The sequence below is a fragment of the Seonamhaeicola algicola genome, from assembly GCF_007997385.1.
Classification (GTDB): Bacteria; Bacteroidota; Bacteroidia; order Flavobacteriales; family Flavobacteriaceae; genus Seonamhaeicola; species Seonamhaeicola algicola.
On the sequence record NZ_VOSC01000007.1, the window covers coordinates 31649 to 57556 of the forward strand.

At 32.2% G+C, this 25908-nt stretch carries 25 protein-coding genes; 17 read left to right on the top strand and 8 right to left on the bottom strand.

Annotated features, from left to right (window positions below; genetic code table 11):
• Nucleotides 1-27 precede the first annotated feature (27 nt).
• From FUA26_RS01835 to FUA26_RS01860, 5 genes are all read right to left on the bottom strand, one after another.
• Entirely contained in the window at nt 28-927 is a 900-nt protein-coding gene (locus FUA26_RS01835) for a phospholipase D family protein (RefSeq protein WP_147130865.1), read from the bottom strand.
• A 48-nt stretch (nt 928-975) separates the two neighbouring features.
• Entirely contained in the window at nt 976-3978 is a 3003-nt protein-coding gene (locus FUA26_RS01840) for a type I restriction endonuclease subunit R (protein ID WP_147130867.1), read from the bottom strand.
• Nucleotides 3975-5126 carry a restriction endonuclease subunit S gene (locus tag FUA26_RS15760; RefSeq protein ID WP_222611743.1) on the bottom strand — a complete coding sequence of 384 codons (1152 nt, stop codon included), beginning with the start codon at nt 5124-5126 and terminating at the stop codon, nt 3975-3977. The genes FUA26_RS01840 and FUA26_RS15760 overlap by 4 nt, the downstream gene beginning before the upstream one ends.
• Nucleotides 5126-6889: an ATP-dependent nuclease gene (locus FUA26_RS01855; protein WP_147130869.1), complete on the bottom strand. Its 1764-nt coding sequence runs from the start codon at nt 6887-6889 to the stop codon at nt 5126-5128. Before FUA26_RS01855 ends, FUA26_RS15760 begins: the two co-directional genes overlap by 1 nt.
• A gap of 74 nt (nt 6890-6963) precedes the next feature.
• Nucleotides 6964-8595 (bottom strand): type I restriction-modification system subunit M, encoded by a 1632-nt coding sequence (locus FUA26_RS01860; protein WP_147130871.1) that lies wholly within the window; start codon nt 8593-8595, stop codon nt 6964-6966.
• A gap of 144 nt (nt 8596-8739) precedes the next feature.
• On the opposite strand from FUA26_RS01860, the gene FUA26_RS01865 reads away from it, so the two are divergent.
• Nucleotides 8740-9324: a Crp/Fnr family transcriptional regulator gene (locus FUA26_RS01865; protein WP_147130873.1), complete on the top strand. Its 585-nt coding sequence runs from the start codon at nt 8740-8742 to the stop codon at nt 9322-9324.
• On the opposite strand, the gene FUA26_RS01870 is transcribed toward FUA26_RS01865, so the two are convergent.
• Entirely contained in the window at nt 9321-10040 is a 720-nt protein-coding gene (locus FUA26_RS01870; RefSeq protein ID WP_147130875.1) for a DUF4386 domain-containing protein, read from the bottom strand. The two genes, FUA26_RS01865 and FUA26_RS01870, sit on opposite strands and share 4 nt — an antisense overlap.
• A 228-nt stretch (nt 10041-10268) precedes the next feature.
• On the opposite strand from FUA26_RS01870, the gene FUA26_RS01875 reads away from it, so the two are divergent.
• The 10 genes from FUA26_RS01875 (at nt 10269) to FUA26_RS01920 (ending at nt 16632) form a co-directional block, all read left to right on the top strand.
• The gene (locus FUA26_RS01875) at nt 10269-10856 is read left to right on the top strand and encodes a Crp/Fnr family transcriptional regulator (protein ID WP_147130877.1); all 588 of its coding nucleotides are present in this window, start codon (nt 10269-10271) and stop codon (nt 10854-10856) included.
• Nucleotides 10857-10931: 75 nt separating this feature from the next.
• Nucleotides 10932-11552 (top strand): hypothetical protein, encoded by a 621-nt coding sequence (locus FUA26_RS01880; RefSeq protein ID WP_147130879.1) that lies wholly within the window; start codon nt 10932-10934, stop codon nt 11550-11552.
• Nucleotides 11553-11564: 12 nt separating this feature from the next.
• Complete coding sequence (locus FUA26_RS01885) at nt 11565-11966, top strand: DoxX family protein (protein ID WP_147130881.1); 402 nt, start codon at nt 11565-11567, stop codon at nt 11964-11966.
• Between the two features lie 7 nt (nt 11967-11973).
• Nucleotides 11974-12423 carry a DMT family transporter gene (locus FUA26_RS01890; RefSeq protein WP_147130883.1) on the top strand — a complete coding sequence of 150 codons (450 nt, stop codon included), beginning with the start codon at nt 11974-11976 and terminating at the stop codon, nt 12421-12423.
• A gap of 6 nt (nt 12424-12429) precedes the next feature.
• Nucleotides 12430-13161, top strand: a complete 732-nt coding sequence (locus FUA26_RS01895; protein ID WP_186826834.1) for a GNAT family N-acetyltransferase — start codon at nt 12430-12432, stop codon at nt 13159-13161.
• A gap of 3 nt (nt 13162-13164) precedes the next feature.
• Nucleotides 13165-13794, top strand: coding sequence for an NAD(P)H-dependent oxidoreductase (locus FUA26_RS01900; RefSeq protein ID WP_147130886.1), 630 nt, complete (start codon nt 13165-13167; stop codon nt 13792-13794).
• 160 nt (nt 13795-13954) lie between these two features.
• Nucleotides 13955-14806, top strand: coding sequence for a helix-turn-helix domain-containing protein (locus FUA26_RS01905; protein WP_147130888.1), 852 nt, complete (start codon nt 13955-13957; stop codon nt 14804-14806).
• A 91-nt stretch (nt 14807-14897) separates the two neighbouring features.
• Nucleotides 14898-15281, top strand: coding sequence for a DUF5367 family protein (locus tag FUA26_RS01910; RefSeq protein ID WP_147130890.1), 384 nt, complete (start codon nt 14898-14900; stop codon nt 15279-15281).
• Nucleotides 15282-15285: 4 nt separating this feature from the next.
• On the top strand, nt 15286-15771 hold the full coding sequence (locus FUA26_RS01915) for an anthrone oxygenase family protein (protein WP_147130892.1): 486 nt from the start codon (nt 15286-15288) through the stop codon (nt 15769-15771).
• A 12-nt stretch (nt 15772-15783) separates the two neighbouring features.
• Complete coding sequence (locus tag FUA26_RS01920) at nt 15784-16632, top strand: NmrA family NAD(P)-binding protein (RefSeq protein WP_147130894.1); 849 nt, start codon at nt 15784-15786, stop codon at nt 16630-16632.
• Nucleotides 16633-17036: 404 nt separating this feature from the next.
• On the opposite strand, the gene FUA26_RS01925 is transcribed toward FUA26_RS01920, so the two are convergent.
• Complete coding sequence (locus FUA26_RS01925) at nt 17037-17414, bottom strand: Fur family transcriptional regulator (protein ID WP_147130896.1); 378 nt, start codon at nt 17412-17414, stop codon at nt 17037-17039.
• A gap of 144 nt (nt 17415-17558) precedes the next feature.
• On the opposite strand from FUA26_RS01925, the gene FUA26_RS01930 reads away from it, so the two are divergent.
• The 6 genes from FUA26_RS01930 to FUA26_RS01955 all read left to right on the top strand — a co-directional run bounded on the left by FUA26_RS01930 (nt 17559) and on the right by FUA26_RS01955 (nt 25024).
• Nucleotides 17559-17858: a hypothetical protein gene (locus FUA26_RS01930; RefSeq protein ID WP_147130898.1), complete on the top strand. Its 300-nt coding sequence runs from the start codon at nt 17559-17561 to the stop codon at nt 17856-17858.
• A 105-nt stretch (nt 17859-17963) separates the two neighbouring features.
• Nucleotides 17964-18656 (top strand): ABC transporter ATP-binding protein, encoded by a 693-nt coding sequence (locus FUA26_RS01935; RefSeq protein ID WP_147130900.1) that lies wholly within the window; start codon nt 17964-17966, stop codon nt 18654-18656.
• Between the two features lie 18 nt (nt 18657-18674).
• Nucleotides 18675-21173: a TonB-dependent receptor gene (locus tag FUA26_RS01940; RefSeq protein ID WP_246109050.1), complete on the top strand. Its 2499-nt coding sequence runs from the start codon at nt 18675-18677 to the stop codon at nt 21171-21173.
• Nucleotides 21174-21178: 5 nt separating this feature from the next.
• Nucleotides 21179-22624 (top strand): ABC transporter permease, encoded by a 1446-nt coding sequence (locus FUA26_RS01945; RefSeq protein WP_147130902.1) that lies wholly within the window; start codon nt 21179-21181, stop codon nt 22622-22624.
• Nucleotides 22625-22626: 2 nt separating this feature from the next.
• Nucleotides 22627-23973 (top strand): DUF3526 domain-containing protein, encoded by a 1347-nt coding sequence (locus tag FUA26_RS01950; protein ID WP_147130904.1) that lies wholly within the window; start codon nt 22627-22629, stop codon nt 23971-23973.
• A gap of 1 nt (nt 23974) precedes the next feature.
• On the top strand, nt 23975-25024 hold the full coding sequence (locus tag FUA26_RS01955) for a succinylglutamate desuccinylase/aspartoacylase family protein (protein ID WP_147130906.1): 1050 nt from the start codon (nt 23975-23977) through the stop codon (nt 25022-25024).
• A gap of 103 nt (nt 25025-25127) precedes the next feature.
• On the opposite strand, the gene FUA26_RS01960 is transcribed toward FUA26_RS01955, so the two are convergent.
• Complete coding sequence (locus FUA26_RS01960; RefSeq protein ID WP_147130908.1) at nt 25128-25892, bottom strand: SDR family NAD(P)-dependent oxidoreductase; 765 nt, start codon at nt 25890-25892, stop codon at nt 25128-25130.
• Nucleotides 25893-25908: the final 16 nt, after the last annotated feature.

Genomic DNA, 25908 nt, shown 5'->3' on the forward strand with positions numbered 1-25908 from the left:
TATTAAAAAATAATAAATAATTTTATTTTATATCAAATAATACTTTTTATCTAAGATAGGATTTGCCATACTTGTATGACCATTTGAAGGTTTACCTGTTTTATGACAGAATTTTTCTGGATAGTCATAATTTTCAAACTGAGCCCAAGTCCTCCAAGCTTCATAGCACATTGGTTGCTCTGGATTGAATGGTATTCTCTCTCCCGTTCTGATACAGTACCCCATTGGGTTTTGGTTTTTATGCATACTATTGGCTGTATGGCTACTAGGGTCTTGAGCTCTTTGAGGTTTTGCTTCAAATTTTTTCTCAATTAATGTTTCTGTTTCTAAGTCAAAATCTTTTAAATATTTGACATCATAATTATAGCCATAAAAAAAGTCTTCTGAGATATCATAAAGCACCTGAGATTGCTCATATTGACGTGTTAAGCCAAACATTTTTTTTGAGTATTGTGGTTTTTTTAAATATACAACCTCACTGCTATCAAAAATTAAATTATAAGTAAAAGCTTCTGTTTCCTCATATAATTTATCCATAGGATTTAATAAGCTTTTAGAAAACAAAACGCCATACTCTATATTATTTACCATAGAATAACCGTATAAATTTAGTGAGGTAATAAGGCCTTCCTTTTCATTACAGTAATATTTAGCATGTAAATTTTTATTGTACAGCACAGCTACATTTTTAAAGTCTTTAATAAAGTTAAAATCGTCTTCATTAAAACTTTTGTATTTGTACTCTTCATTTTTACCAAACACAATGTACAATGCAATTTCATGTGTGCTTTTTACTTTTTCAAAAACCTGTTTAATATGGTCATCTAGCTTAATAAATGGGGAAATAATTACAATGTATTTTTTAGCATTCCAAATAATATCGGTTAGTTTATTTTCTAGTTCATCTCCTGTTAAAAATGTACTCATTGTTAGGGTATTTAAGTTTATTGGTTTTGATATTATATTTCTAAATATTTAAGCACTCCAATCACTAAACTGCCCTTCGGCTTGTTGCATGATTTCTGCGAGTATGTCGTTTAGTTTTGAAATGGATACTTTTCCTCTTAATTCTTTTTTCACCGCTAAGCGAATGGCGGCTTTTGCGTTTTCCTTTTTTGTCCAATCGAGTTGCAGATTGGATTTTACAGCCTGTACTACAGCGTGCACAATATCTTGCATCGGTCCTTTTTCTTTGATAATATCTTGCTTTGCTGCTAGAATATCGTAAAAGGCCAACTCTTCTTCTGATAAACCTAACTCATCTGTACGTTTATCGTCTTGTTGTAGCTCTTGCGCGCGTTCTACCAATTCTGCAATTGTAGCGTAACTATCTAAAGCATTGTTATGGTATTTATCAATCACCTTTTCTAATTCCTCTTTTAATGAAGTGTATTTCTTTATGTTTTTGTGCAGCCTCAGTTTGATTTCATCTTTTAAAATGTTTTTGATGATTTCAATTTTTAAAGCATTACCATCTTTTTCTTTTTTAGCACCTAATAGAAAGGTTTCATCTAAAATGGAAATGTCTGGTTTTTCAATACCTGCCATCTCAAACACATCTACAATATCTTCGGAATCGATACTTTGACTGATTAATTCCTTGATTTGTTGTTTTTGTTCGCTTCTACTCGATTTTACAGATTTAGCATTTCTTACTGCTTTAGAAACGTGTTGCATATACAAGACATCAACTGCAAATTCTTGAATGGCTGGTTGACTTTTTACAATTGAGAGTAAACCAGACAACTTCTTTTCGGCTTTCATAAAGTTGTTAGCGTCTTCGTCATACTTTACTAAATGATTGACTCCACTTTTAACCAACAACACTTTATCTGCTTCACGTATAGCCTTCCAATTACTATAGTCAATGGTTTCTGGTAACATGGCTTTACACACTTCAACTTGATTAAAAAACAGTTCTAAAGCCTGTTCCATATCAATGGTTGGCTTACCTGTTCCGCCGCCTTTGGTATATTTATCGGTTGCTGTTTTTAAATTATCGCCAATACCAATATAATCTACAATAACACCGTTTTCTTTATCTTTAAATACACGATTGGTTCTTGTAATGGCTTGCATCAGGTTGTGGCCTTTCATAATCTTATCTACATACATGGTATGCACACAAGGGGCATCAAAACCTGTGAGCCACATATCGCGCACGATGACGATTTTCAATGGGTCGTCTACTTTTCTAAAGCGTTTCTTTAAGGCTTCTTGTGCGTCTTTTGTTCTTATATGTTCGTTCCAGTCGATGGGATCTTTTGAGATATTCCCTGTCATGACCACAGCCACTTCAGGACAATCTTCTAAAGCGGATAAGGCGTTATACATTTTTACACAGTTACGGCGACTCATACACACCACCATCGCTTTTCCGTTTAAGGTTTCTATACGTTTGGTAAAGTGTTGCAAAATGTCTTTAGCTATTTTATTCACACGGTCTTCGCTACCTGCTGCATCTTCAATAGCTGCCCATTTTAAATTGCCTGTATCTTCCTCATCATTGGTTATGGCATCTACCTCATCGTCTATAGCTTCATTCCATAAATGCAATTTTGCTAAACGTGGTTCGTAATAAATATTTACAGTCGCTTTATCTTCAACCGCTTGTTTGATGTCGTAGGTGTGAATAACGTTACCAAACACCTCTTCGGTATCAGCATCTTTAGAATCTACAGGTGTTCCTGTAAAACCAATAAAAGATGCATTAGGCAAGGCTTTGCGTAAGTTAGAAGCAAAACCATCTAGCAAACCGTATTGTGTACGATGTGCCTCGTCTGCCATGACAATAATATTTTCGCGCTCTGACAATACAGGATGCTCTAGTTCACCTAAAGCCTCATCGGTAGTTTGCTTTAAACGGAACTTCTCTATGGTTGTAAAAATAACACCACCAGCACCAGCGGACAGTAATTTGCGTAAATCGTCTGTACTATCGGCATGGTGTACATCGCCTACCAAATCTTTAGCCAAAACAAAATTCTCGTAAAGTTGCATGTCTAAATCGCTACGGTCTACCTGAACCACAATAGTAGGATTTTTTAACTCAGGTAAACTGCGCAAAATACCTGTGTAGATGGCCATAGAGATACTTTTACCAGAACCTTGGGTGTGCCAAATGACACCAATACGACCATCGCCAAATGGACGTACCGATTTTTTAGCGGCTTCTACCGCAAAATTAACCCCAAAAAACTGGTGGTACTTCGCCCCTTTTTTAATGAGTGACCCATTATGATCTTCATGAAAGATGAAGTTTTTAATATAGTTGAGTAAACGTGCTTTTGGAAACAAACCAAACAATAAGGTATGCATTTGGAAATCATCTTCTCCAACGGTGTCTTTACCTGTAATGCTTTTCCATGGGGCAAACCACTCCATACCACTACTAAACATACCGTGTTGTGCCTCGTTACCATCACTAATAACAGTGAGTGCATTGTATTCAAACAACTGCGGAATGTCTTTTTTGTAATGTTCTATTTGGTTGTGAGCCTCTTTGAGGTTGGTGTTTTCGTCGTACCAATTTTTAAGCTCAAACAGCACTAAAGGCAGACCGTTAATGTAAATGATGATATCTGGTCGGCGTTTGTTTTTGCCCGTAATGCTGAATTGATTAACTGCCCAAAAACTATTGTTTTCTGGGTTGTTAAAATCTATAGGATAGACATGCACTGCTTTTTCGTTGCCCTGCGCATCCTCGTAATTAAGGTCTATGCCTTTAGTACACTTTAAATGGAAGCTGCGGTTACGATGCTCTAGGTCTGCGCCTACGTTATTGGTAAACTCTGCCACCGCTAAGCCTTGTATATCTGCAGGTAATTGCGGATATGTTTTTTGTATGAATGCCAACTGTTCATCTTTTAGCACGACGTCTTTAGGATGGTGCGCTATGGCTGTACCGTCTTTATGCGTGTAGCCTAGGTCTTCTAACCAGTCTATAGTGGCTTGTTCTATGGTGGCTTCTGTGGTCATAAAACACTTTCGATTTGTTCTTTGAATTCTTTTAATCTCACCTCACCACTAATGAGTTTTGGTAAAAGAGTGTCGCGAAGTTGGGTTAGGGATTGGTTTTCTAATTCATTTGATATCTGCTTACTTGAATAAGAATGAAATTCATCTAACAACTCTTCAATTATTGAAACATCTTCTGGAAATGATATGCCAATTGAAAGTAAGTTTTGCTTGTTTAATTTTGGTTGAACAGCACCAGTAAGAAATGGGTTCATATCCAATTGAGCCATATGAGAAATTAATAGTTTATTGATACCTCTCATTTTACCTCGTACAATATGAGCATGATTGTTAACCCAAAATTTACCAACCGCACTAAAAGCAATAGGTGTTTTTCTTGAGCGCAAATTTTCCCCATCTTCCGAAATAATCACATACTCACCATCAAATAAATAATCGTCAACAAAGTCAATTATACCTGAAGCGCCATAATACGGAAACTTTCCTTTTCTAGTACTACGTTCTCTAGTACTTAATGGAATTCGTTTTGAATTTAATATATCGGCTAAATCATCCAATCGTTTCACTTCCCAACCTTTAGGAATTGGACCGAGTTCGCTATCGATAAACTCGCCATCTTGGAATGGTCCGAAATCTACAAACCAATGTTTGTAAAGTGCCATTGCCATGTCCTCTAAGGTTTTGTTTATGGTTAGGTTGTTTTCTATTTTACCGTCTATAGCTGATAGGATGTTGGCTATGGCTTTTTGTTCTGGTAGTGGTGGGATTTTTACCTCAACCTTACTTAAATCATTAATTGTTAGCTGAGATTGTGCGGATCCACTATCTAAATATTTTAAATTGTTTAATAAAAATTTATAATAAAAATATCTATTGGTTAATATACTTTGATCTAATTCTATCTTAATCGAAAGGTTAGTTAAATAACTTTTTTCTTTCACCAATTTAACATCACCTGTTCCACCAACACCTCTAGCTACAACAATTAAATCATCTTTTAAAACATTAAATTCTGGATATTGGTATTGATATTTATAGCCTGAAAAAGTTGGATATTTACCTTTACCCAGCAATTTCTTTTTTGGCATTTTACCATAAGAAAATGAAGCAATATCCTCAAGTTTATATGTTTTCCAGTTATTTGACATTAGGCATTGAGTTTCATTACACGTTCTTGGATAACTAATAATAGTTCTTTTAATTTTTTATAGAATCCCATATTAGTATCATATGGGTTAAGTTCTGTGAACTTTCTTAGAATGGCTATTTTATTAATACCACCATCTGCGTGCTGTTTAAAATGAGCATTAATTTGGTCTAAGATTGGTAAACTATACTTAGAAATAACTAATGGTGTAAAAGGTACATTCCATTCTACAGCATCTTCTTCTTTGTAATACTCATTATATGCTTCTACATATTTTTGATGTAAAAGCATATCTTCCATTGTTCGTTTTTCTCCATCTTTAAAAACCTCATCTAGTGTAAGATGACTCCATTCTTTTGGTTCTAGAATATATTGTTTAAACTTAGGTTTTTTGATTTCTTTATTTCCAGCATCATCAGAATCTAATAAGACTACTCCTTTTAATCCAAGGTTTGATAAATATCGTACTGATGGTATAATTTCTGAAGCAGTATCGGCACTAAAAATATGTGTCCAAGTTAAAGGTTCGAAATCATCATCTTCATGAATAACATAATGTAGTATCCATTTATCCGCATTACCTTCTACTACTAAGTTTACATCATTAACCAAAAAAGAATCATTAAGAATTAAACCTAATTCTTTACGTAAAATTTGATATTTATTTGTGTATACCTTGGTTAACAATTCTGTTCCTTTCACACCAGTTTTCTTAACTAATATTAAATTATCTGGTTTTTTTCTAAATGTTAGAAATGGATTGTGTGTAGAATATAAAACTTGGTCAGTTAGAGAAATATCCTCTAAAACTTCCACTAAATTTCTTGCCCCTTCTGGATGTAAATTATTTCCTGGCTCATCTAAAAGAAATATATGTTTTCTTTTATCAATTTTATTAAAATAGGTTTTATTAATTAGAAATGCGAAAAAGTATTGAAACCCTAAACTCCTTTCTGTTAAGTCATAAGGTCTATCAGAATCATCCTCAAAACTTATAATAAACTTGTCACCATGATAATCTAATTTTACATCTAAAGAGCCATCTTGCTTATATGCCTTTTTAAGAATTTTAGTAAGCACTCTCTCAGCCATTCTTAATTTATGCCTAAACTTTTGAGGGTTAGCGGCTAGCGTATCTATATTATTAAGGTTTGCAATTTCAAACAATCTATTGAATGATTGATACGAACCTTGTTTTTGTTGATATTGCGCTAATGTTATTGGCGCCAACGTAAGCTCATCACTTGTAAAAAGCTCGATGTGAGGAATTATCTCATTTAATATTTTATTTCGTTTTGCATTTAGCTGACTAAGTTTCTGTTGTGCGTTTAGTGTATTTCCAGCACTAGAATTGAATATTTCTTTTAAACTTGCGCCTTTATTATTACCATGTAATAATTCAAATTCGATTTCCTCAAGCTTATTAGATTTAATAGTAATTCTTAACCATTTAAATATTTTTTTTGTTCCTTCTTGTTCAGTCATTTTGTGACTGAATAAACTATAAAGCTCTTCACTTTCATCTTCATTAATAAGAAAATATCCTTTAATTATTGGAAATTCATCTCTCTCATACTTTGACGAAGTCTTGTTCGTATTATCTATTTTTAATTTGTATTTCGTGAAATTCAAATAACTAATTGCTTCAAGAATTGCAGACTTACCAGATTCATTTTTACCTACAAAACAGGTTAAATTATGTAAATCAACAGTTAAAGCCTTTATTGACTTAAAATCTTCTATTCTTACCTTATCTAATATCATTAACCAAAATTTTATATTTTTTGTTCATTTTAAACGCTTGTTCATGTAACATGAACGCTATATGTTTTTGAACATTAAACCTTTTCAAAATTCTCTAAAATCTGTTGTTGTAGCTCGTTGCCTTTTGCAAACTGCTCTTGTAATTGGGTTTTTAGGGTTTCCATTTTGTCTTCAAATGGGATACCGTCGTCTTCTACGGCTTCGGTGCCTACATAAATACCAGGTGTGAGTTTGTAGTCTTGTTTGGCTACCTCGTCTATAGTGGCGCTGTAGCAGAAGCCTGATTCGTCCTCGTAATTAACAGATTGCTTCGTTCCTCGCAAAGACGCTTCATTTGGGCTCGGAATGACGTTTCTCCAAGCGTGGTAGGTGTCTGTGGCTTTTTGTAGGTCTGTTTCATCAAAGACGCGTAGTTTACGGCTTTCCATACGCCCTAGTTTGGACATATCTACAAACAGCACTTCGTTTAAACGCTCTCGGTGTTCGCCATCTTTACCGTCTCTATTTTTACTTAAAATAAAAATACATGCTGGTATGCCTGTGGTTAAAAAGAGTTTGTCTGGTAGGCGTACAATACAATCTACCATACCGTTATCTACCATAAACTGGCGTACGTTTTTTTCACCTTTGTTATTTGAAGTCATGGCGCCATTTGCCATCACTACGGCTGCTGTACCTCTATCGCTTAGGTGGTTCCAAAAGGTTTGCATCCACATAAAGTTGGCGTTACCATCTGTGGTAAACTCTTCTTTTGGTCCAAAGAGTCTTGGGTCGTTTTCTGGTAAATCCTCTGGATGCCACTGGCTCACATTAAATGGTGGATTTACTAATATATAATCTGCTCTTAGGTCTGGAAACTTGTCTTGTAATAATGAATCGCCTAGTTTAACATCAAAAGATAAATCGCGTAATGCGAGGTTCATTTTACATAGGCGTAATGTACCATCATAACGTTCTTGTCCGTAAATGGAAATGTTTTTTTTGTCACCACCGTGGGCTTGTAAAAACTTTAAGGACTGTACAAACATACCACCAGAACCGCAAGCATTATCGAAAATTTTACCTTGATAAGGCTCTATCATTTCTACCATAAGACGAACGATACTACTTGGTGTAAAGAATTGTCCTGCACCAGAGCCTTCGGCTATGGCAAACTTGCCTATATAGTATTCGTAAACACGACCTAGAATATCGCTACCTGGGTTTTCTTTTTCGGATAGCTTAGGATTTGCTAATAGGTTGATTAAACCAGCCACTTGCTTTGGTGTGAGTTGGCTTTTTACAAATATGCGTGGCAAAATACCTTTAAGATCTGGTCTGTATTGTGCTAAGGTATCGTCTAACACACCAAAGGCATCATCTACTAGGACTTTAATATTATCTTGCTCTGCATTATCCTGTAGGAATTGCCAGGTGGCTTCTTTTGGGATGATGTAGGTGTTTTTAGAAAGATACTCGTCTGGGTCTTCTAAAATGTAGTTTTGCTCCTCGCTATCTGTTGTATAGTAATCGGAAGTCTCGTCTTTAAAAGCCTCTACTAGTTCCTCTTTACGACCTTGATAGCGTTCTGATACATGTTTTAAAAATATAAGCGGTAAGATGTAGTCTTTATATTGGTTTTCGGCTACTGCACCGCGTAATTCGTTTGCCGCTTTCCACAATTCCTGCTCGAAATTGATGTCGGCTTTTGTTTGTGTTGATGTCATATATAAACATTAGTTATTTAACCTCATCATTACCAATGAAGTAAACATGTCAACTAAGAATTAGTCTTAAAAAGGGATTTAAAGATAGAAAAAGAAAATAATCTTAACAGATAATATTTACAAAATCTGTTTAATTTTACAGTTATGTATAACGAAATAGTACAAGGAATAAAACGCTTTATAGACCTCTCAGATGAAGAAGTTAGGATTGTGGAAAGTTGTATTCCAATAAAGCAATTTGAAAAGGGAACTGTTTTATTACGTGAAGGTCAAATTGCAAAAACATCTTATCAAAACTTATCTGGTCTAGTGCGCAAATATTATATTGTTAATGGGGAAGAAATTACAACAAATTTCTACGAAGAAAACACATCTATTTCTTCTTTAAACAGTTTAAATAACCAGGAGCCTTCTACTCATTATTTAGAATGCATTGAAGATTGTAAGTTAGCCGTCTTAACCAAAGAAAAGGAAGATGAACTCATAAAAAAAATCCCTCAATATGAAGCCTTATGTAGAGCTTCGGTTGAAACAGATTTAGGAAATCACCAAGAAGCATTAGCCCAATATTTAATTGCTTCACCTGAACAGCGTTATCTTAGCTTACTAAAAAATAAACCTAATTTACTAAACCGAGTTCCTCTTTACTTATTAGCTAGTTACATTGGTGTTAAACCAGAGTCTCTTAGCCGCATACGTAAACGAGTTATTAAAAATAAAAACCCCTAAAATTCTTCTAAATCTGTAGTGAGCTTATTGGCTTTGTTTATTAAACTTAACTTATGTTTTGAAAACCCTGCGATAAGCAACCAAATAGTGAAAGACAATTCACCGATAATACCTGTTATAATAACAACTGAGTCAAAATATTCCTTATAGTTATCATAACCTGTATAACTGAGTTTTGCCAAACTATCAACAAAGTATCCGAAAAAGGCCATAATCAATAATACACCTATTAACTTTGGTATATGATTCGATTTAATAGCCAAATATCCTAAAACCAATAGATGAACTCCAAAAAACAATAATCCAATTGTCCATAATTCATCAAAATTTGATAATAAATCCATCACTACATAAGACATCTCTTTAAAAATATGATCGTCATCTACTATGTTTAAAACCTCATATAACTTTATTAATGCTATTCCAAAAAACAGCGCATGAAGCATCCTAAAACCTGACGCTACATAAGACCATGTGCGACTAAATATTGATGTAATTTTGAACAACGTAATAATCAAAACAATGTCAAACACAAGCATCAACAAAAAGCTTAACAATCCATTTTCAAATAGGTTTAGATCCTTAGATATATTTAATAGTGTTTTTGTTGGACGATCTATTTCAATAAAGCTAGATAATATTGAAAAATTCGCATAAAAGCCCGTAATAAATATCAATACATAAGCTATACCAGAAATTTTAGCAACTATTTTCATATTATCTATTTTGATTAGTTCCCTGCAAATCTAAGATGCTGTAACTAGTTAAAAATTGACTTTGGTTAATAATAACATCTTATTAAACAACAATTTATATGATTAATAAACAACATGACAAATCTTAATACTGGTACTTTTTTGTACTTTTAACTATTTAACTAATAAACTTAAGACACAAAAGTAATTTACACACCTAACAATCATCTCCTAAAACTTTAAAGTTTAATGACTAATAATGAATACATAACTCTCCTCATCAACCACATAAAGAAAGATGTGTTGCTAACAGAATCTGACATTATAGCTTTAACTAAAATTATTGAAATTAGAGAATTAAATAAAAAAGAATTTTTAATTCAACCTAATGAGACTTCCAATTCTATGAATTTTATTGCCAAAGGTTGTATGAGAAGTTTTTATCTAGATGAGGACGCACAAGAACACACCTTACAATTAGGTATTGAAGAATGGTGGATAAATGATTTATACAGTTATTTGAGTAGAAAAAAATCAAGAATGTATGTGCAGGCTTTAGAGCCTACAATACTCGTTCAGCTTCCTAGATTAAAATTAGAACAACTTTATCTTGAAGTTCCTGCAATCTCTCATTTCTTTAGAATTAAAATTCAAAATGCGTATGTTGCCATTCAAGAGCGCGTTATAGACAGTATGAGCGACGAAGCTTACGATAGGTATAAGGATTTTATCAAGTCATATAGAGATATTGAGCAACGTGTTCCTCAATATATTATAGCATCATACTTAGGAGTAACACCTGAATTTTTAAGTTACTTACGAAAAAAACACTCTTAACTTCTTTCTTAATATACCTTAAGTTTTTCCTTTAAATCAATCTATAGTTTTGACCCATAAACAATTATAAGGGTCATGAAACGCTTAGCCTTTTTTATTTACTTTGCCTTATTCGGTATATTTTTATTGCAATCACAGAACACTAGGTTTTCACCCGAACTCATGTTTGGTAATCGATCCGTTGCCTATCAACATTATATTGGATATGAGCTATCTAAAAAATGGTCAATAAATAATATAACATTATTTGACACTGAATATAATAATGACCGTAACAACATCTTTTTTATTAGAAACATGTTGTCTTATTCCATCAATAAATCATTTAAAGCCAATATAGCGTTTGGAGTAAAAAATCCAGGTGGCTTCAATACGATAACCCTTCAGTATAATTTAAACACACAAAATTTCTCACTGAATTATAATATTGGTACTACTTACCAAAATGGCTTTACGCTAGAACAGTCCTTAATCTTAAATTACAGTAAACGGATTAACACATATTATGAGTTTTTCACTAGACTTTTCACAGTAATGAATACCAATTTAAAATATTTAGATAGAGGTATCCAACAACTTAGAATAGGAATCAAGAAAGAAGCTCTACATGTTAGTCTAGCTATAAATCTAGATCAATTTAAAAAGGCCGAAAAAACTTTAGAAAACTTTGGTATAGCATTTAAATATAATTTTTAAACAAGACATATTATGAAATCGAAATTAGACATCGGATTATTACTATTAAGAACATCAATTGCATCAACTATGTTAGTATATGGCATCACAAAACTCATAAATGGTGTGTCATTTATTTCAGGCTTATTATCAAACTATGGTTTGCCTTCGGTCCTCAGTTATGGCGTTTACATTGGTGAAATATTGGCGCCATTGTTAATAATTATTGGTTATAGGACAAAACTAGCTGGATTGATTTTTGCCATTAACTGTTTAGTAGCCATCTTAATGGTACAATTACCAAACTTTTTTACGCTTAATGAATTTGGTGGTTGGTATATTGGCCCAATTGTAATCTACTTTGTTTTTGGACTTGCCATGTTTTTTACTGGTGCTGGTAAAATTGCGCTTTCATCTACAAACAAATGGGATTAAAAGAACTATGAAACTCTATCTTTTATTTATCCTAGCACTTTCAGGTGGTGTGTTTTTAGCCATACAAGCTGGATTTAATTCACAATTGGGTGGGTTACTTAAACAACCTGTAATAGCTGTCGTTGCTTCATCAATAAGCAGCGTCGTTTTTGGACTTTTGTTTCTCTTCATTACTGAAAGAGGATTTATGCAAACTTTAACCTCTACAAAAGTACCATGGTATTTATGGTTTACAGGAGGTTTGTTTAGTGTTATTGGTATATACATTTACTTCTATACCATACCTAAGATAGGTATTTCTAAAATGATTGCACTTGGACTTTGTGGTCAACTGATTTTTTCATTGATCGCAGGAAAATATGGCTGGTTAAACCTGCCTGTAGAACCATTAACTAAAAAACGAATAATTGGAACTATTACCATGATATTAGGTACTATTCTAGTTAACACAAAATAAAGGATGATGAACATAACTGAATCAAACATAAAAAATTTAACCCACCTATGGGCTATAGCTGGTAAATCATATGATAATTATATAAAAAATCATAACATTAGCTATTCCTTGGTTATAAACTCACAGTGGCCTAATAGAGTATGGTTAAACAACACACCTAATAAAGAACAACTATTGTTAGTAAAAAAAATAATTAATAACTCTAATACCAACTTAAAACTAGTTCTTTTTGAATCTTTAGAAAATAACTACTCTAATTACATTGAACAGAATGGTTTTTTCAAAACATCATCATTACCAGGAATGAGTTTACACCTAAAAAATAACACCTTCCCAAGTTCTTCAATCATAAAACTAAAACGAGTTAATAATATTAAGTCTGCTAAAGTATGGTGCAACATTTTTAAAACTTGTTTTAAGTATGAAATTAATGAGCTTTTAATATGTAGACTTATGAAACAGACAAACTTTTATATAGCCTTTTCAAATGTTGACCCTATAGGAACAGTGATACTACACCAAACAAACAAAATAGCTGGCATACACAGCATGGGTGTTTTACCTTCTAAAAGAGGTTACGGATATGCTAAAGCTATAATGTTAAACATATTAAATAAGGCAACAGTTAGAGGGTGTGAATACGCTACTCTACAAGCATCAAACATGGCACAACATTTATATAGAAAACTAGGCTTTAAAATAGATTTTAAAATGAATCATTACGAAATAAAACAATAAATTATGCAATTAATAAATCACTTAAAATGGCGTTACGCTACCAAAAAATTTGATCCTTCAAAAGATGTATCAGAACTAGATATTGAAAAATTAAAAAAAGCAATACAATTATCCCCTTCTTCTTATGGTCTTCAACTATATAAAGTACTCGTAATAAAAAACAAAGTACTAAAAGAAGAATTATTACCCGCATCATGGAATCAAAATCAGGTAGTTGATGCTTCTCACCTATTTGTATTTTGCCAATACTCCAGTGTTACCTCAAAAGACATTGATAACATTATAAATCTCACAGCAATTACTCAAAACACAAACTTTAAAAAATTAGAACCTTATGGAGATTTTATAAAAAGTAAGATTAATGAAAAAACTGATATTGAAAAAAATAGCTGGTTAAAAGCTCAAACATATATTGCTCTAACAAATTTATTGGGGGCATGTGCTGAACTAAAAATTGATAGCTGTCCATTAGAAGGTTTTGATACCGAAAGCTACAATAAGATACTAAACTTAAGCAATAAAGGGTTAAAAGCAACAGTAATAGCAGCTGTTGGTTACAGGCATAATCACGACCATACTATTGAGCGTAAAAAAGTAAGAAAACCTATAGATGTTCTTTTTGAAACAATTTAATTTCATTAGTTAACTTAAAGGTTTGAGGATACTTCTTTAAACCTTTATTTAACTTAATATATGTTGTTATAAACCAATAATTGTCTTCTTAAATTAAAATGTCAATTAAATTTATTTAAATTTACTAAACACTTAACTTAAATGCTTATTTCAACTTTAAATGAATCGTGAAATAATTGACATAAACGATTGTACTATTTTACTTGAAGAAGTTTCTACCAATAATACTGTCACAGATTCTTGCTTTTTTGATGAACCTGTTGTTGCTATTGCTTTTTATGGTGCTGGTAACGTTGGTTTAAAAGTTAAGTATAACGAAAAAGAAAAGGAATACCAACATACAAAGGGTATGGTTTTGTCTTTTTACGCGGATGAACAAGTTGAGTTTGAACACTATGTTTCGGCAAAAAAACCTTTACAATGCTTAGTCATTGCAACCACAATTAAAAACCTTGATAAATTCCCTAATGGTGAAGGCTTTTTTTTAGAACAATTTCTATACAAATTAGTGCACCCAAAAGATCATTACGTTGAAGGTCCTGTGCTCAACATGAACCCTGAAATGTTTTTATTGGTTGAACAGTTTTTTTCTAACACATATGAAGGTGAGTTAAAAATGATGTTTCACAAAAGTCATATGTCTGCTTTACTGTCACACTATTTTGGTCAATTAGCTAAACAACAAACACCAAATATAGATAGACTGCAGTTAGAAAAACTCAATTTAGCACAAGAAATACTGTTAACTGATATAGAAAATCCGCCTTCTTTAACTGAACTAGCAAATAGAATTGGCACTAACACTACTAAATTAAAAAAAGGATTTAAAGCTCAATTTGGTGTTCCTGTTTTTAAATACTTGCAAAATGAACGGTTAAAAAAAGCATATAACTTAATTAAATACGAACAAAAAACTATACAAGAAGCTGCTTGGGCTGTTGGCTATGATAGTTTAGGCTCATTTTCTAATGCTTTTGAAAAAAAATTTGGCTATAGACCTAGTCAGGTTTAAAATACTTTTGGAATAAATCATAATACTTCTGGAATAAATCTCTGAATTAGAAGCGCAATAGTTTTGTCTCATAATTATTAAATCACTAATTATGATTACAAATAAAGTTTTATTAATCGCCACAGGCGTTTTAATTTGGATTTTAGGAGTTAGCTTTTTTATTACTTCTTATCAGTTTCCCATAATAGAAAACCAAGATCAACAAGCTAATATTTTTCTTGCTTTTGGCATCATTCCTAGCTCTTGCTTTGGTACATATTTATTTTACATAAAAGGCGTAATGAAACCTAACCACTTAGCTTTAAGCTATGTTATTATAGTAGTAATATTAGATATTTTAATAACTGTTCCTCTTTTTATTATTCCAAATGGAGGCAACTATTCAGAGTTCTTTAGTGCCCCTGTATTTTATACAATTGCTATTGAACTTTATTTTATTGTTTATTACTACGCACAGTACTTAACTCAAAAATAGACTTATGAAAACTTTCGTTTTTATCATTACTACACTATTTAATGCACTATCTGCTGGTTTTTTCTTCGCTTGGTCTGTGTCTGTAATTTTAGGCACAAAAAAAATTGGCGATTTTACATATTTAGATGTTATGCAAAAAATAAACAGAGAAATATTAAACCCTTTGTTTTATGTTGTCTTTTTTGGAAGCTTAATAACTCTAGTAGTAACTGCAATAATACATAACGATAATAAAACTGTTTTTTGGCTTATTACAGCAGCTATTACAATACATTTCTTAGGTGTTTTTTGCATAACAGCATTTGGAAATATTCCGCTAAACAATACGCTAGATAAACTAGATATCCTTCACACAACTACAGAAGAATTAAAAAATTTCAGAACTAATTACGAAACACGTTGGAATAATTATCATAACATTAGAACACTCTCAAATATGATCGCATTTATCCTTTTACTAATATCAATTTTCATTGAAAAAACTTTTTAAAACAATCAAATTATGAACGGTAACATTTTAGTTATAGGCGCAACTGGTAAAACTGGTAGCCGTATAGTACAACAATTAAAACAAAAAGGGTTAAATCCTAGAATTGGATCTAGAAATGCTTTTCCTAAGTTTGACTGGCATAATAAAAACACTTGGATAGACACCTTAAAAGGAATTGAAAAAATGTATATTACATACTATCCTGATTTAGCAGTACCTGGCGCTAAAGAAATCATTGAAAGCCTAATTCATCTAGCCAAAGAATTAGGAGTTAAAAAGACTGTTTTACTCTCAGGAAAAGGTGAAACAGAAGCCGAAGCCTGCGAAAAAATTGTAATAAATTCTGGTTTAAATTACACAATTATTAGAGCTTCATGGTTTAATCAAAACTGGAGTGAAAGTTTCTTTCTAGAATCTATTCTTTCTGGTGAAGTAGCATTACCAATGTCTGATGTCCCGATTCCTTTTGTTGATGCCGAAGACATAGCTGAAGTAGCATCCACTATCCTTTTAAACGATAAATACAATAGTAAAATCATAGAATTAACTGGTCCAGAATTAATTACCTTTAAGGATATTATTAAAATTATTTCAAAAGTCAGTAACCGTAAATTAAACTTTTACGACATTAGTTTAGAACAATATGTTGAGGGAATGAAACAACAGAATGTTCCCAATGATATGGTTTGGTTAATAGAATATTTATTTAGTACTGTACTAACAAATCCTGAAAATCAAAAGATAACACATGGTGTTGATATGGTATTAGGAAGACCAGCAAAAACGTTTCTAGCTTATGCTGAAGCTTGTGCTAAAAAAGATATTTGGAGCAATACCGAAATTCAAAAACAAACTCTTTAGTTTTTTCTTGTTTAGAATAATCAATTCGCTATTAAAATATGGTGACATAAAACACAATTCAATTTTGTAAATATTATTGCAATGTGTTAACATTTTATTTATTTTTGATTTATTAATTTGTGAACACAAAACTGAACACGTTTTGAACACGATTTCATTTTAACAAACGGCTAAACCCCTATAAATAGGGATATTGAAAGCATCCTGAATGACTTCATAACCCGGAGGTCTCGAGTTCAAATCTCGATCTCGCTACAAGATGAAAAGTCTAATACTTAAAAGGTGTTAGGCTTTTTTATTTTTAGCTTACATTGAATTGGAAATAGCTAAATACCATGATTTTTGAATGTAAACCTTGTTTTAAGATGACTCCTTAAAACGGCTTAAAGTGAATTTTAAAACCTTTACAAACAATCACTGCAAGTACCAACTAGTAATAAATTAACAGCGTCTACTTTATAGCCTTTAACTTCAGGAATTTTAAAGCTGGAGGTTAAACATGAAACCTCGCCGCAAACTTTACATTGAAAATGTGGATGAACATCAAAATGCGCATCACAAGAGCAACCTTGGCATTTAGCATACCATTTTAAACCATTTTTTCCTACAAAAGAGTGTACAATACCATCTTCCATAAGCCTGTCTAGAATTCTATAAACAGTGGTTTTGTTCATTTGGCCACTAAGTTTTTTAACCAAATCGGCCACAGAAATGGCATTATTTTCAGTATTAAAAATATCTAATAGTGTTTTTACTTGCTTTGTTTGTCTTGTTACTCCCATGTTACAAATATAATGCAACCAAGTTGCTTAATTAATAAATACGCAGTAATTTTGCAATCTTATTATTTTTTAAGTAAAACTGGATCAAACCTTATAATTTAAGTAGTGAAGCCTTTTAAAAAGTTTATATATTTTTTATTACCTGTGATTATTATTGCAAATCACATAGTGGCTTTTGTGCATGCATTTGAGCATATACATACTTTTAAAACAACCAATGAAAATAGCTTTACTTTAAAATTTGAAAAACAATCAAATTTTAATGAAAAATGCTGCTTTTGTGATACTTTTTTAAGTTTAGATTATTCTAATTTAGAGTTTACAAATTTTCACCTATTATCGTTTGAGTTTTCGGCAACAAAAGTAACAGCTATAAAACAGGCTTTTATTTCGGTTGTGTTATTTCAAAAAAAATCTAGATCGCCACCACAGCTATTATCTTAAGTTAGCTTACTTTTTTAATTTTAAATAGGTAGCTAACCTATCTCTTTTTTTATTACACAGCTCATAAACACTGTGTTACATTTATATTTTATAAAATTTTATTTTATGCTACAAGCCAATAAGCTTAGTATGCGCTATAATGATACCTTAGCGCTAAAAGATTTAAGTTTTTCTGTAGCTCCTGGAGAAATTTTTTGCTTGTTAGGGCAAAACGGAGCTGGTAAAACTACCACTATAAATATTTTTTTAGGGTTATTAAAGCCTACTTCGGGCGAAGCTTTAATTGATAATATTTCTGTTACTAAACATAAAACTGCACGAAGTTTAATTGCCTACATACCTGAAATTGTACAACTATATGGTAATTTATCTGGTATTGAAAACCTTGAATTTTTTAGTAAACTAGCAGGTTTTTCGTATTCTAAAAAAGAGCTTTCAGGTTACTTAAATCAAGCAAACTTACAAGAGGAAGCGCATCATAAAAAACTTGCCGAATACTCTAAGGGTATGCGCCAAAAAGTAGGTATTGCCATTGCTTTGGCTAAAAATGCTACTTACATTCTAATGGATGAACCAACCTCTGGTTTAGACCCTAAAGCATCTGTTGAATTTGCAAAAGTATGTAAAGATTTATCGGCCAATGGGGTGGGTATTTTAATGGCTACACATGATATTTTTAATGCCGTAAATATTGGCTCTAAAATAGGCATTATGCGAGAAGGCGCATTGGTACATACTGCAGATACTTCAAAAATAACAGCACAAGAACTTCAAGATTTGTACATAAAAACAATATAAACAAAACAACTTAAAAAAATGAAACTAAAAAATATAGCATTTTTAATAATGCTAATAACTATTCAATTTAGCTTTTCACAATCCATATTAAAAGGAAAAATTACAGATGTAGCTAACGCGCCAATACCAGGAGCAAATATTGTTTTAACTAGTAATAATGCTAAACAGGGCGTAACATCAGACTTTGATGGTAATTTTAGTATTGAAGTAAAAAACAACGGTAATTACACACTTAAAATATCATACATTGGCTTTGAAACCTTTACAAAACCTGTTACAGTAAATACCAGTAACATCAATTTAGGTACCATTACCTTAAAAGAATCTGCTGAATCTTTACAATCAGTTGAAATTATTGGTAGAAAACGTAAAGATTATAATAGCGATTACTCGTTTTCAGCAACAAAAATGGCCATAAAAAACAAAGAATTGCCACAAGCTGTAACAACCGTAACTAAAGAACTTTTAGCAGACAGACAAGCGTTTCAAATTACTGAGGCCGTTAAAACTGTTAGTAATGTTGCCCCTACTGGCTTGTACAATCATTTTAATATTAGAGGAATTACCCAAGCCGATGACGGACAAGTTATTAACGGTATGCGTACACGTCAATACTATTTTTTGCAGCCAATTACATCGCATTTAGAGCGTGTTGAAGTTATTAAAGGTCCATCATCTGTAACATTTTCTAGTGCAGACCCTGGAGGTACTGTAAATATTGTTACAAAAAAACCACTTGACGAAAAACGCAGAGAAGTATCATTAACCACTGGTAGTTTTGGTACTTTAAGAGCTACTGCCGATTTTACTGGCCCGTTAAACGAATCTAAAACACTTTTATACCGCTTTAATGCTGCCTACCAAGATGCAGACTCGTTTAGAGATGTAGTAAACAACAATGCTGTGTTGTTTATGCCTTCGTTTAGTTATATACCAGATGAAAACACTTCGCTTAACGTAGAAATGATTTATAATAATGCTGAAGGAAACTTAGACCGCGGACAACCAATTTTTGGAAATATTAATGGTGAATATGATATTAATAGTACACCTATTACAATGAACGTTGGCGCATCTAACGACCACTATAAAACCAAAGAACTTATGTTTATGGCTAGCTTTAATAAAAAGTTTACCAAAAACTTTGGTTTTAATGCCCAATATATGAAACAAAAATGGGATGAAGATTTAGCAGAACATAGAGTTGATGGTACTGCCGTAGATATTGATGGTAACGTAATACCAACACTAGCAAGAATGCGTTATGACCAAAGACAACAATTTTGGGAAACCGATAATTTTAGCGGGTATTTTAATTACAATATTGAAAAAACAGATTTTACCAATAAAGTATTAGTTGGTTATGATGCTACCCGTTGGGAACGCAAAACAGGTGCTGGTTTTTTAAGAGCACGCCGCTACTTAACCGTAAGTGGTGGACAAGCAAATTACGATGCTAGCAACCCAGATAATTACCAACAAATGGTTGTAAATGGCGTAACCATGCCTGTGCCTGCTGTACCGCATTTTAATTTAGAAAATCCGTTTAATGGTTCTAGAAACACTAATGCTTACAACGTTGCAGAATTAACAATACCAGCAAACTTAACAACCTCTAGCGGTATTTATCTTCAAAATCAATTTAAATACGGTAAATTTTCTGCGCTTGTAAATTTAAGATATGAATGGTTTTCTGATATTTTTGATTATAAAGGCAATGAGCAAGAATTTAAAACCAATGCTTTAGTTCCAAGGCTTGGTTTAACTTATGAAATAACTAATAATATTAGTGCCTATGCCACATATCTTGAAGGGTTTCAACCACACACAAATACGGTATCATTATCGCCTTCAGCAGAAAGCTTTTTCTGGGGTGCTTCACCAGGTAGGTTTGATCCGTTAGAAAGTAGCTTAAAAGAATTTGGAGCCAAAGGCGAATTTTTAAATGGTAAAATATTTGCAAATATTGCTTACTTCGATATTTCACAGAAAAACATTTTAATTCCTGGTGATGATATTTATGATTTTACCACCTACACCACACGAGGAGAACAACGCAGTAAAGGTTTTGAAATGGATGTATCTGGTTATATAGCCTCAAACTTTCAAGTCATTGTATCTTACGGGTATAATGATGCCAAAATTGTTGAAGATGCCATTGAAGAATATGAAGGCCAACGTATTGGTGGTGCGCCCAAGCATAATGCTAATTTTTGGGGACGTTATGATTTTAACAACAATATTTTAAAAGGTATAGGTGTTGGTTTTGGCGCCCAATATGTTGATGAGCGTTACACATGGTACAACCCTTCATACGATGCTAACAGAGTATTATTACCAGATTATACCATTTTTGATGCAGCAGTGTATTACAAACCAAGTAATACAGGTATGCAGTTAACACTTAAAATAAATAATGTGTTTGATGACACGTATTGGTTAGGTGGTCTTAATCCTTCAAGATTAGGTCCAGGTGCACCAAGAAACTTTTTACTTAATGCAACTTATAAATTTTAAATTTAATGACGTATAATGTTGTTGTTTTAATAGCAAAACAATTTTTTAAAAAGGCCTTTTTTAACAAAGGTCTTTTTGTACTGTTAACGCTTTTTATTTTGGCTTTAACCTATGTTACTATTAATGGTTGGCAAGCTTTTGAGGCCCATGACCACAGTACAGATAGCCACCAAGATGAACAAAGAGAAAGCTGGGAAAGTAACCCAGACAAGCACCCACATAGAATGGCTCACTTTGGCTCTTTTGTGTTTAGGCAACAACACCCGTTGAGTATTTTTGATTCTGGTATTGAAAATTATACTGGAAATACAATTTTTTTAGAAGCGCATAAACAAAATACAGCTAATTTTTCTGAAGCTAGCCTATCTACTGGTTTGGTGCGTTTTGGCGATTTAAATATTGCGCTTTTACTACAACTTATTCTGCCTTTAATTATATTTTTTATTGGTTATGGCGCCATTACTTCAGAAAAAGAAAACGGCACCTTAAAAGTTATGTATTTACAAGGTACAACCATGAAACAAATTATACTTGGTAAATCTTTAGGTTTATTTTTTGTTACTGCCCTATTTTTTATACCAGCATTAATTGCGCTTTGGAGTATTATGTTTGTTGAAGTACATACGCTTAATGCCGAAGTATTTTTAAGATCAGTTTTAATATCTATTAGCTACATTTTATTCTTTTTAATTTTATGTAGTATAACGGTTATTATTTCGGCTAAAAGTAAAAATTCTAATAAAGCCTTACTTAGTTTATTAGGTGCTTGGTTGTTGTTTTTTATTATTATACCAAAAACAGCCCAAGTAATTGGTAATTATTTATATCCAAATAAATCTAAAATTGAATTTACTGCCACAATTGAAGATGAAGTAATTAAACAAGGTGATAGCCACAACCCTGACGATGTGCACTTTAAAAAATTGCGTGATTCTGTTTTAAAAGCACATAATGTTAAAAATGTAAACGATTTACCGTTTAATTACAGTGGTTTTTTAATGAGTAAAGGCGAAGAAACATCTGCTAAAATTTATGCCAATGAGCACAATATTCTTATAAACACCTACAAGAAACAAAACAGTATAACCAATGGTTTGGTAATGTTTAATCCGTATTTGGCAATTAAAAATGTATCTATGGGATTATCTGGAACAGATTTTCATACCTACACCAATTTTTTAACCCAAACCGAAAACTTTAGGTATAAACAATCGCAATTCATGAATGAGCTGCAAATGAAATTTATAAGCAATAGCGCTAAAGGTAGCGAAGGTAAAGTACATGTAATAAAGAAAGAATATTGGCAATCATTCCCTAAGTTTCAATATGAATACCTAACCATATCTCAAACATTAAAACATCATTTTATTGGCATTATTGGGCTTGTAGCTTGGTTGTTACTAATGCTTTTTATTATTACCAATTTTTCTAACCGTTTTAAAATTATTTAATCGTGTATTCCTTATTAATAAAACAATTTTTCTTATCAAAAACTGTATGGTTAGCCTTTGGTATTCTTATGTTTTTAGGCGTATTAAGCATAAGCACTGGTAAACAATTTTTAGAGCACCAAACTAAAGCTGTACAAAAAACTATAACGCACCAGAAAAAACATTTAGAAACTCAAAAAAAATATCATAAAGATGATATTGCTTACCTAACCTACTATTTAAAATTTGCATTTATAAATCCTGTTGATGCTTTATCGGGCATTTCAATTGGACAAAGTGATTTAAACTCACATATACAAAGTGTTAACATTGTTGCTTTAGAGGGCCAAAAACACAATACCGATTTAATAAACCCAATGCGTTTACAGGTAGGAAATTTAGATATGAGTTTTCTAATCATTTTTTTATTTCCTTTAATAATTATTGCTCTAAATTTCAATATTTTATCAGAAGAAGAAGAAACAGGTACTTGGAAAATGATAACCATTCAAGCACAATCTGCTTTTAAATATTTAGTTACTAAACTATTTATTCGGTTTGTTTTTGTGTTTATAGCTTTAAACTTATTATTTATACTAGCCAAACTAGTAATGGAAATTCCGTTTTCTACTAATTTTTGGTCTATTGTTATAATGAGTTATTTATACCTTATCTTTTGGTTTGCGTTATGTTTTTTTGTTATTCTTTTAAGAAAATCGTCTAGCACAAACGCTATAGTTTTATTAGCAAGTTGGTTATTATTGGTAGTTTTCATACCCGTACTTGTAAGCAATTATATAAGTAATAAATACCCTGTTGAAGAAGCTTTTTCAATGGTAATTAAACAACGAGACGCATACCATGAGAAATGGGATACAGATAAAAAAGAAACCCTAAAAAGGTTTTACAAGCGCTATCCGCATTTAGAAACATACGGCTACCCTACCGAAGGTTTCACATGGTTATGGTATTACGGCATGCAACAATTAGGTGATGACGACTCACAACCTGAACGTGAAGCCATGTACAATAAAATAAAAAAGCGTGAAGCTGCAAGTAAAAAAATAGCACGCTTTTTTCCGCCATTACAATTGCAACTATCTATGAATGAGATTGCTAAAACCAGTTTAACAAATCATATTGAGTTTTTAAATGCCACTACAAAATTTCATGAAGATATTCGCTTAGACTTATATCCTAAAATCTTTGAAGAACGCCACCCAAGCACCGTAGATTTTGATAAATACAAGCCTGAATTTTTTAAACCTAAAACGCATTTTAGTTTATTAAAAAACATAGTTCCTTTGGTTTTAATATCATCTTTTTTAATTGGTTTTGCTCTATTTAAAAACCTAAAAACTTTTAAATAACATGAAGTCAATTTATACACTAATATTACTTGTTTTAAGTCAACTAACGTTTAGTCAATCATCTTTTAACTTTCACGGAATAACTATAAAACGGGGTACTAAACAACATTTCAAAATACCTATTTCAAACGGTGATAATGCTACGTTTATACCCATAACTGTATTTTGTGGCGCTCAAAAAGGACCAACATTAGGTATTACAGCGGGTGTTCATGGTTATGAATATCCGCCAATTTTAGCTGGCCAACAATTAATAAAAAGCATTAACCCTAAAACATTAAAAGGTATTGTTATTCTTGTACAAATAGCTAATTTAGAAAGTTTCATAGGGCGTTCACCATACGTAAACCCAAAAGATGGCAAAAACTTAAATAGAATATTTCCAGGAAATAAGAACGGTTCAATTACGGAAAAAATAGCAGATTTTATAACAAAGAATGTGATAGCTAAATCCGACTATTTCTTAGATATGCACGCCGGTGATGCCCCCGAAGATTTAATGCCATACGCTGCCTATTATTCTAACAGTACAATGCCAAAAGTATCTAACATAGGTAAAAACATGGCTAAGGCATTAGGGTTTGATTATATTATTGTTTTTGAAACTGATGGTAAAGATTACTTAAAAAAAGAGCACCCTAGTTTATATTGTTCTGCAGAAGCATTTAAGCGTGGTATTCCTGCTGTAGATATTGAATGCGGACGCCTTGGATTATCTGAAAAAGAAGCTATAAATAGTATTGAAACAGGCGTTTTAAATTTGTTAAATCAACTTGAAATGGTTGATACATCTGTAAACGTTAAAACCAATAATTCTTACCAATTTATTAGCAAAAGAGTATCTCAAGAAAGTAAACATCAAGGTATATTTTACCCATTAAAACAATCTGGAGATTATGTTAAACAAGGCATGAAAATTGGTACAATTACTGATTATTTTGGTAATACTATAGAAACCATTTTTGCCGAAACTAATGGCGTAATACTATTTATGCTTGGTACACCACCTATTAATAAAAAAGATACTATTGTAGTTATTGGTAAGGTTTAAAACATACACTTTTTAAAGTAAAAAACCTTCAACAAAATATACGTTGAAGGTTTTTTATTAAATTAAAATCAGGATAATAATTTAACCAAAAATGTTATAACACCTAAATACCAAGACCTTGTCCGCCACCAATTTGAACGGTTTCGGCAGTCATGAATGATGCATCTTTACTTACTAAAAATGATACTACGCCTGCTACTTCTTCAGGTTGACCTAATCTACCTAGCATAATGTTGTTTTTCCATGAGGCAAAAACTTCAGGTTTAGTAGATTTTATTTGCTTGTGGAAATCAGTATCAATTGTACCAGGTGATACTGCATTAACTCTAATACCGTATTCAGCTAAATCTTTAGCCAAGGCCCTTGTAATAGTATGTACAGCAGCTTTTGATGTGCCATAAATACCTGCCCCAGGACCTCCTGCATTCCAACCTGCATTTGATGTATAATTTATAATTGAAGCATTATCACTTTTCTTTAAATAAGGTATGGCTGCTCTTGATGCAAAAAACGTAGAATCTAAATTTAATGCCATTACAAACCTGTAAAATTCAGTAGTCATATCTTCAAATCTAGATCTGCCACCTAAACCACCGGCGTTATTTATTAATACATCAATTTTACCATATTTATCACCAATAGCTTTTATGTTAGATGATACAGCATCTTCATTTGTAACATCAAAACCATGATATTCGGCCTTTATTCCTTCAGCTTCTAGTTCTTTAACTCTTTCAGCACCGGCTTCATCATCAATACCATTTAAAATTACCGTGTATCCATCTTTACCAAGTCTTTTAGCAACTTGAAAACCAATACCACCTGTGGCTCCAGTTACAATTGCTACTTTTTCATTTAAATTACTCATATTCTTTTTTATTTAC

Coding starts and splice junctions, on each gene's coding strand:
- FUA26_RS01885 (WP_147130881.1), top strand. CDS start 11,565: ATGAAATCGAAATTAGACATCGGATTATTACTATTAAGAACATCAATT.
- FUA26_RS01925 (WP_147130896.1), bottom strand. CDS start 17,414: ATGGGAGTAACAAGACAAACAAAGCAAGTAAAAACACTATTAGATATT.
- FUA26_RS01900 (WP_147130886.1), top strand. CDS start 13,165: ATGCAATTAATAAATCACTTAAAATGGCGTTACGCTACCAAAAAATTT.
- FUA26_RS01890 (WP_147130883.1), top strand. CDS start 11,974: ATGAAACTCTATCTTTTATTTATCCTAGCACTTTCAGGTGGTGTGTTT.
- FUA26_RS01960 (WP_147130908.1), bottom strand. CDS start 25,892: ATGAGTAATTTAAATGAAAAAGTAGCAATTGTAACTGGAGCCACAGGT.
- FUA26_RS01955 (WP_147130906.1), top strand. CDS start 23,975: ATGAAGTCAATTTATACACTAATATTACTTGTTTTAAGTCAACTAACG.
- FUA26_RS01835 (WP_147130865.1), bottom strand. CDS start 927: ATGAGTACATTTTTAACAGGAGATGAACTAGAAAATAAACTAACCGAT.
- FUA26_RS01865 (WP_147130873.1), top strand. CDS start 8,740: ATGTATAACGAAATAGTACAAGGAATAAAACGCTTTATAGACCTCTCA.
- FUA26_RS01920 (WP_147130894.1), top strand. CDS start 15,784: ATGAACGGTAACATTTTAGTTATAGGCGCAACTGGTAAAACTGGTAGC.
- FUA26_RS01870 (WP_147130875.1), bottom strand. CDS start 10,040: ATGAAAATAGTTGCTAAAATTTCTGGTATAGCTTATGTATTGATATTT.
- FUA26_RS01855 (WP_147130869.1), bottom strand. CDS start 6,889: ATGATATTAGATAAGGTAAGAATAGAAGATTTTAAGTCAATAAAGGCT.
- FUA26_RS01905 (WP_147130888.1), top strand. CDS start 13,955: ATGAATCGTGAAATAATTGACATAAACGATTGTACTATTTTACTTGAA.
- FUA26_RS01945 (WP_147130902.1), top strand. CDS start 21,179: ATGACGTATAATGTTGTTGTTTTAATAGCAAAACAATTTTTTAAAAAG.
- FUA26_RS01875 (WP_147130877.1), top strand. CDS start 10,269: ATGACTAATAATGAATACATAACTCTCCTCATCAACCACATAAAGAAA.
- FUA26_RS01860 (WP_147130871.1), bottom strand. CDS start 8,595: ATGACATCAACACAAACAAAAGCCGACATCAATTTCGAGCAGGAATTG.
- FUA26_RS01895 (WP_186826834.1), top strand. CDS start 12,430: ATGAACATAACTGAATCAAACATAAAAAATTTAACCCACCTATGGGCT.
- FUA26_RS01910 (WP_147130890.1), top strand. CDS start 14,898: ATGATTACAAATAAAGTTTTATTAATCGCCACAGGCGTTTTAATTTGG.
- FUA26_RS01915 (WP_147130892.1), top strand. CDS start 15,286: ATGAAAACTTTCGTTTTTATCATTACTACACTATTTAATGCACTATCT.
- FUA26_RS15760 (WP_222611743.1), bottom strand. CDS start 5,126: ATGTCAAATAACTGGAAAACATATAAACTTGAGGATATTGCTTCATTT.
- FUA26_RS01940 (WP_246109050.1), top strand. CDS start 18,675: ATGAAACTAAAAAATATAGCATTTTTAATAATGCTAATAACTATTCAA.
- FUA26_RS01935 (WP_147130900.1), top strand. CDS start 17,964: ATGCTACAAGCCAATAAGCTTAGTATGCGCTATAATGATACCTTAGCG.
- FUA26_RS01840 (WP_147130867.1), bottom strand. CDS start 3,978: ATGACCACAGAAGCCACCATAGAACAAGCCACTATAGACTGGTTAGAA.
- FUA26_RS01880 (WP_147130879.1), top strand. CDS start 10,932: ATGAAACGCTTAGCCTTTTTTATTTACTTTGCCTTATTCGGTATATTT.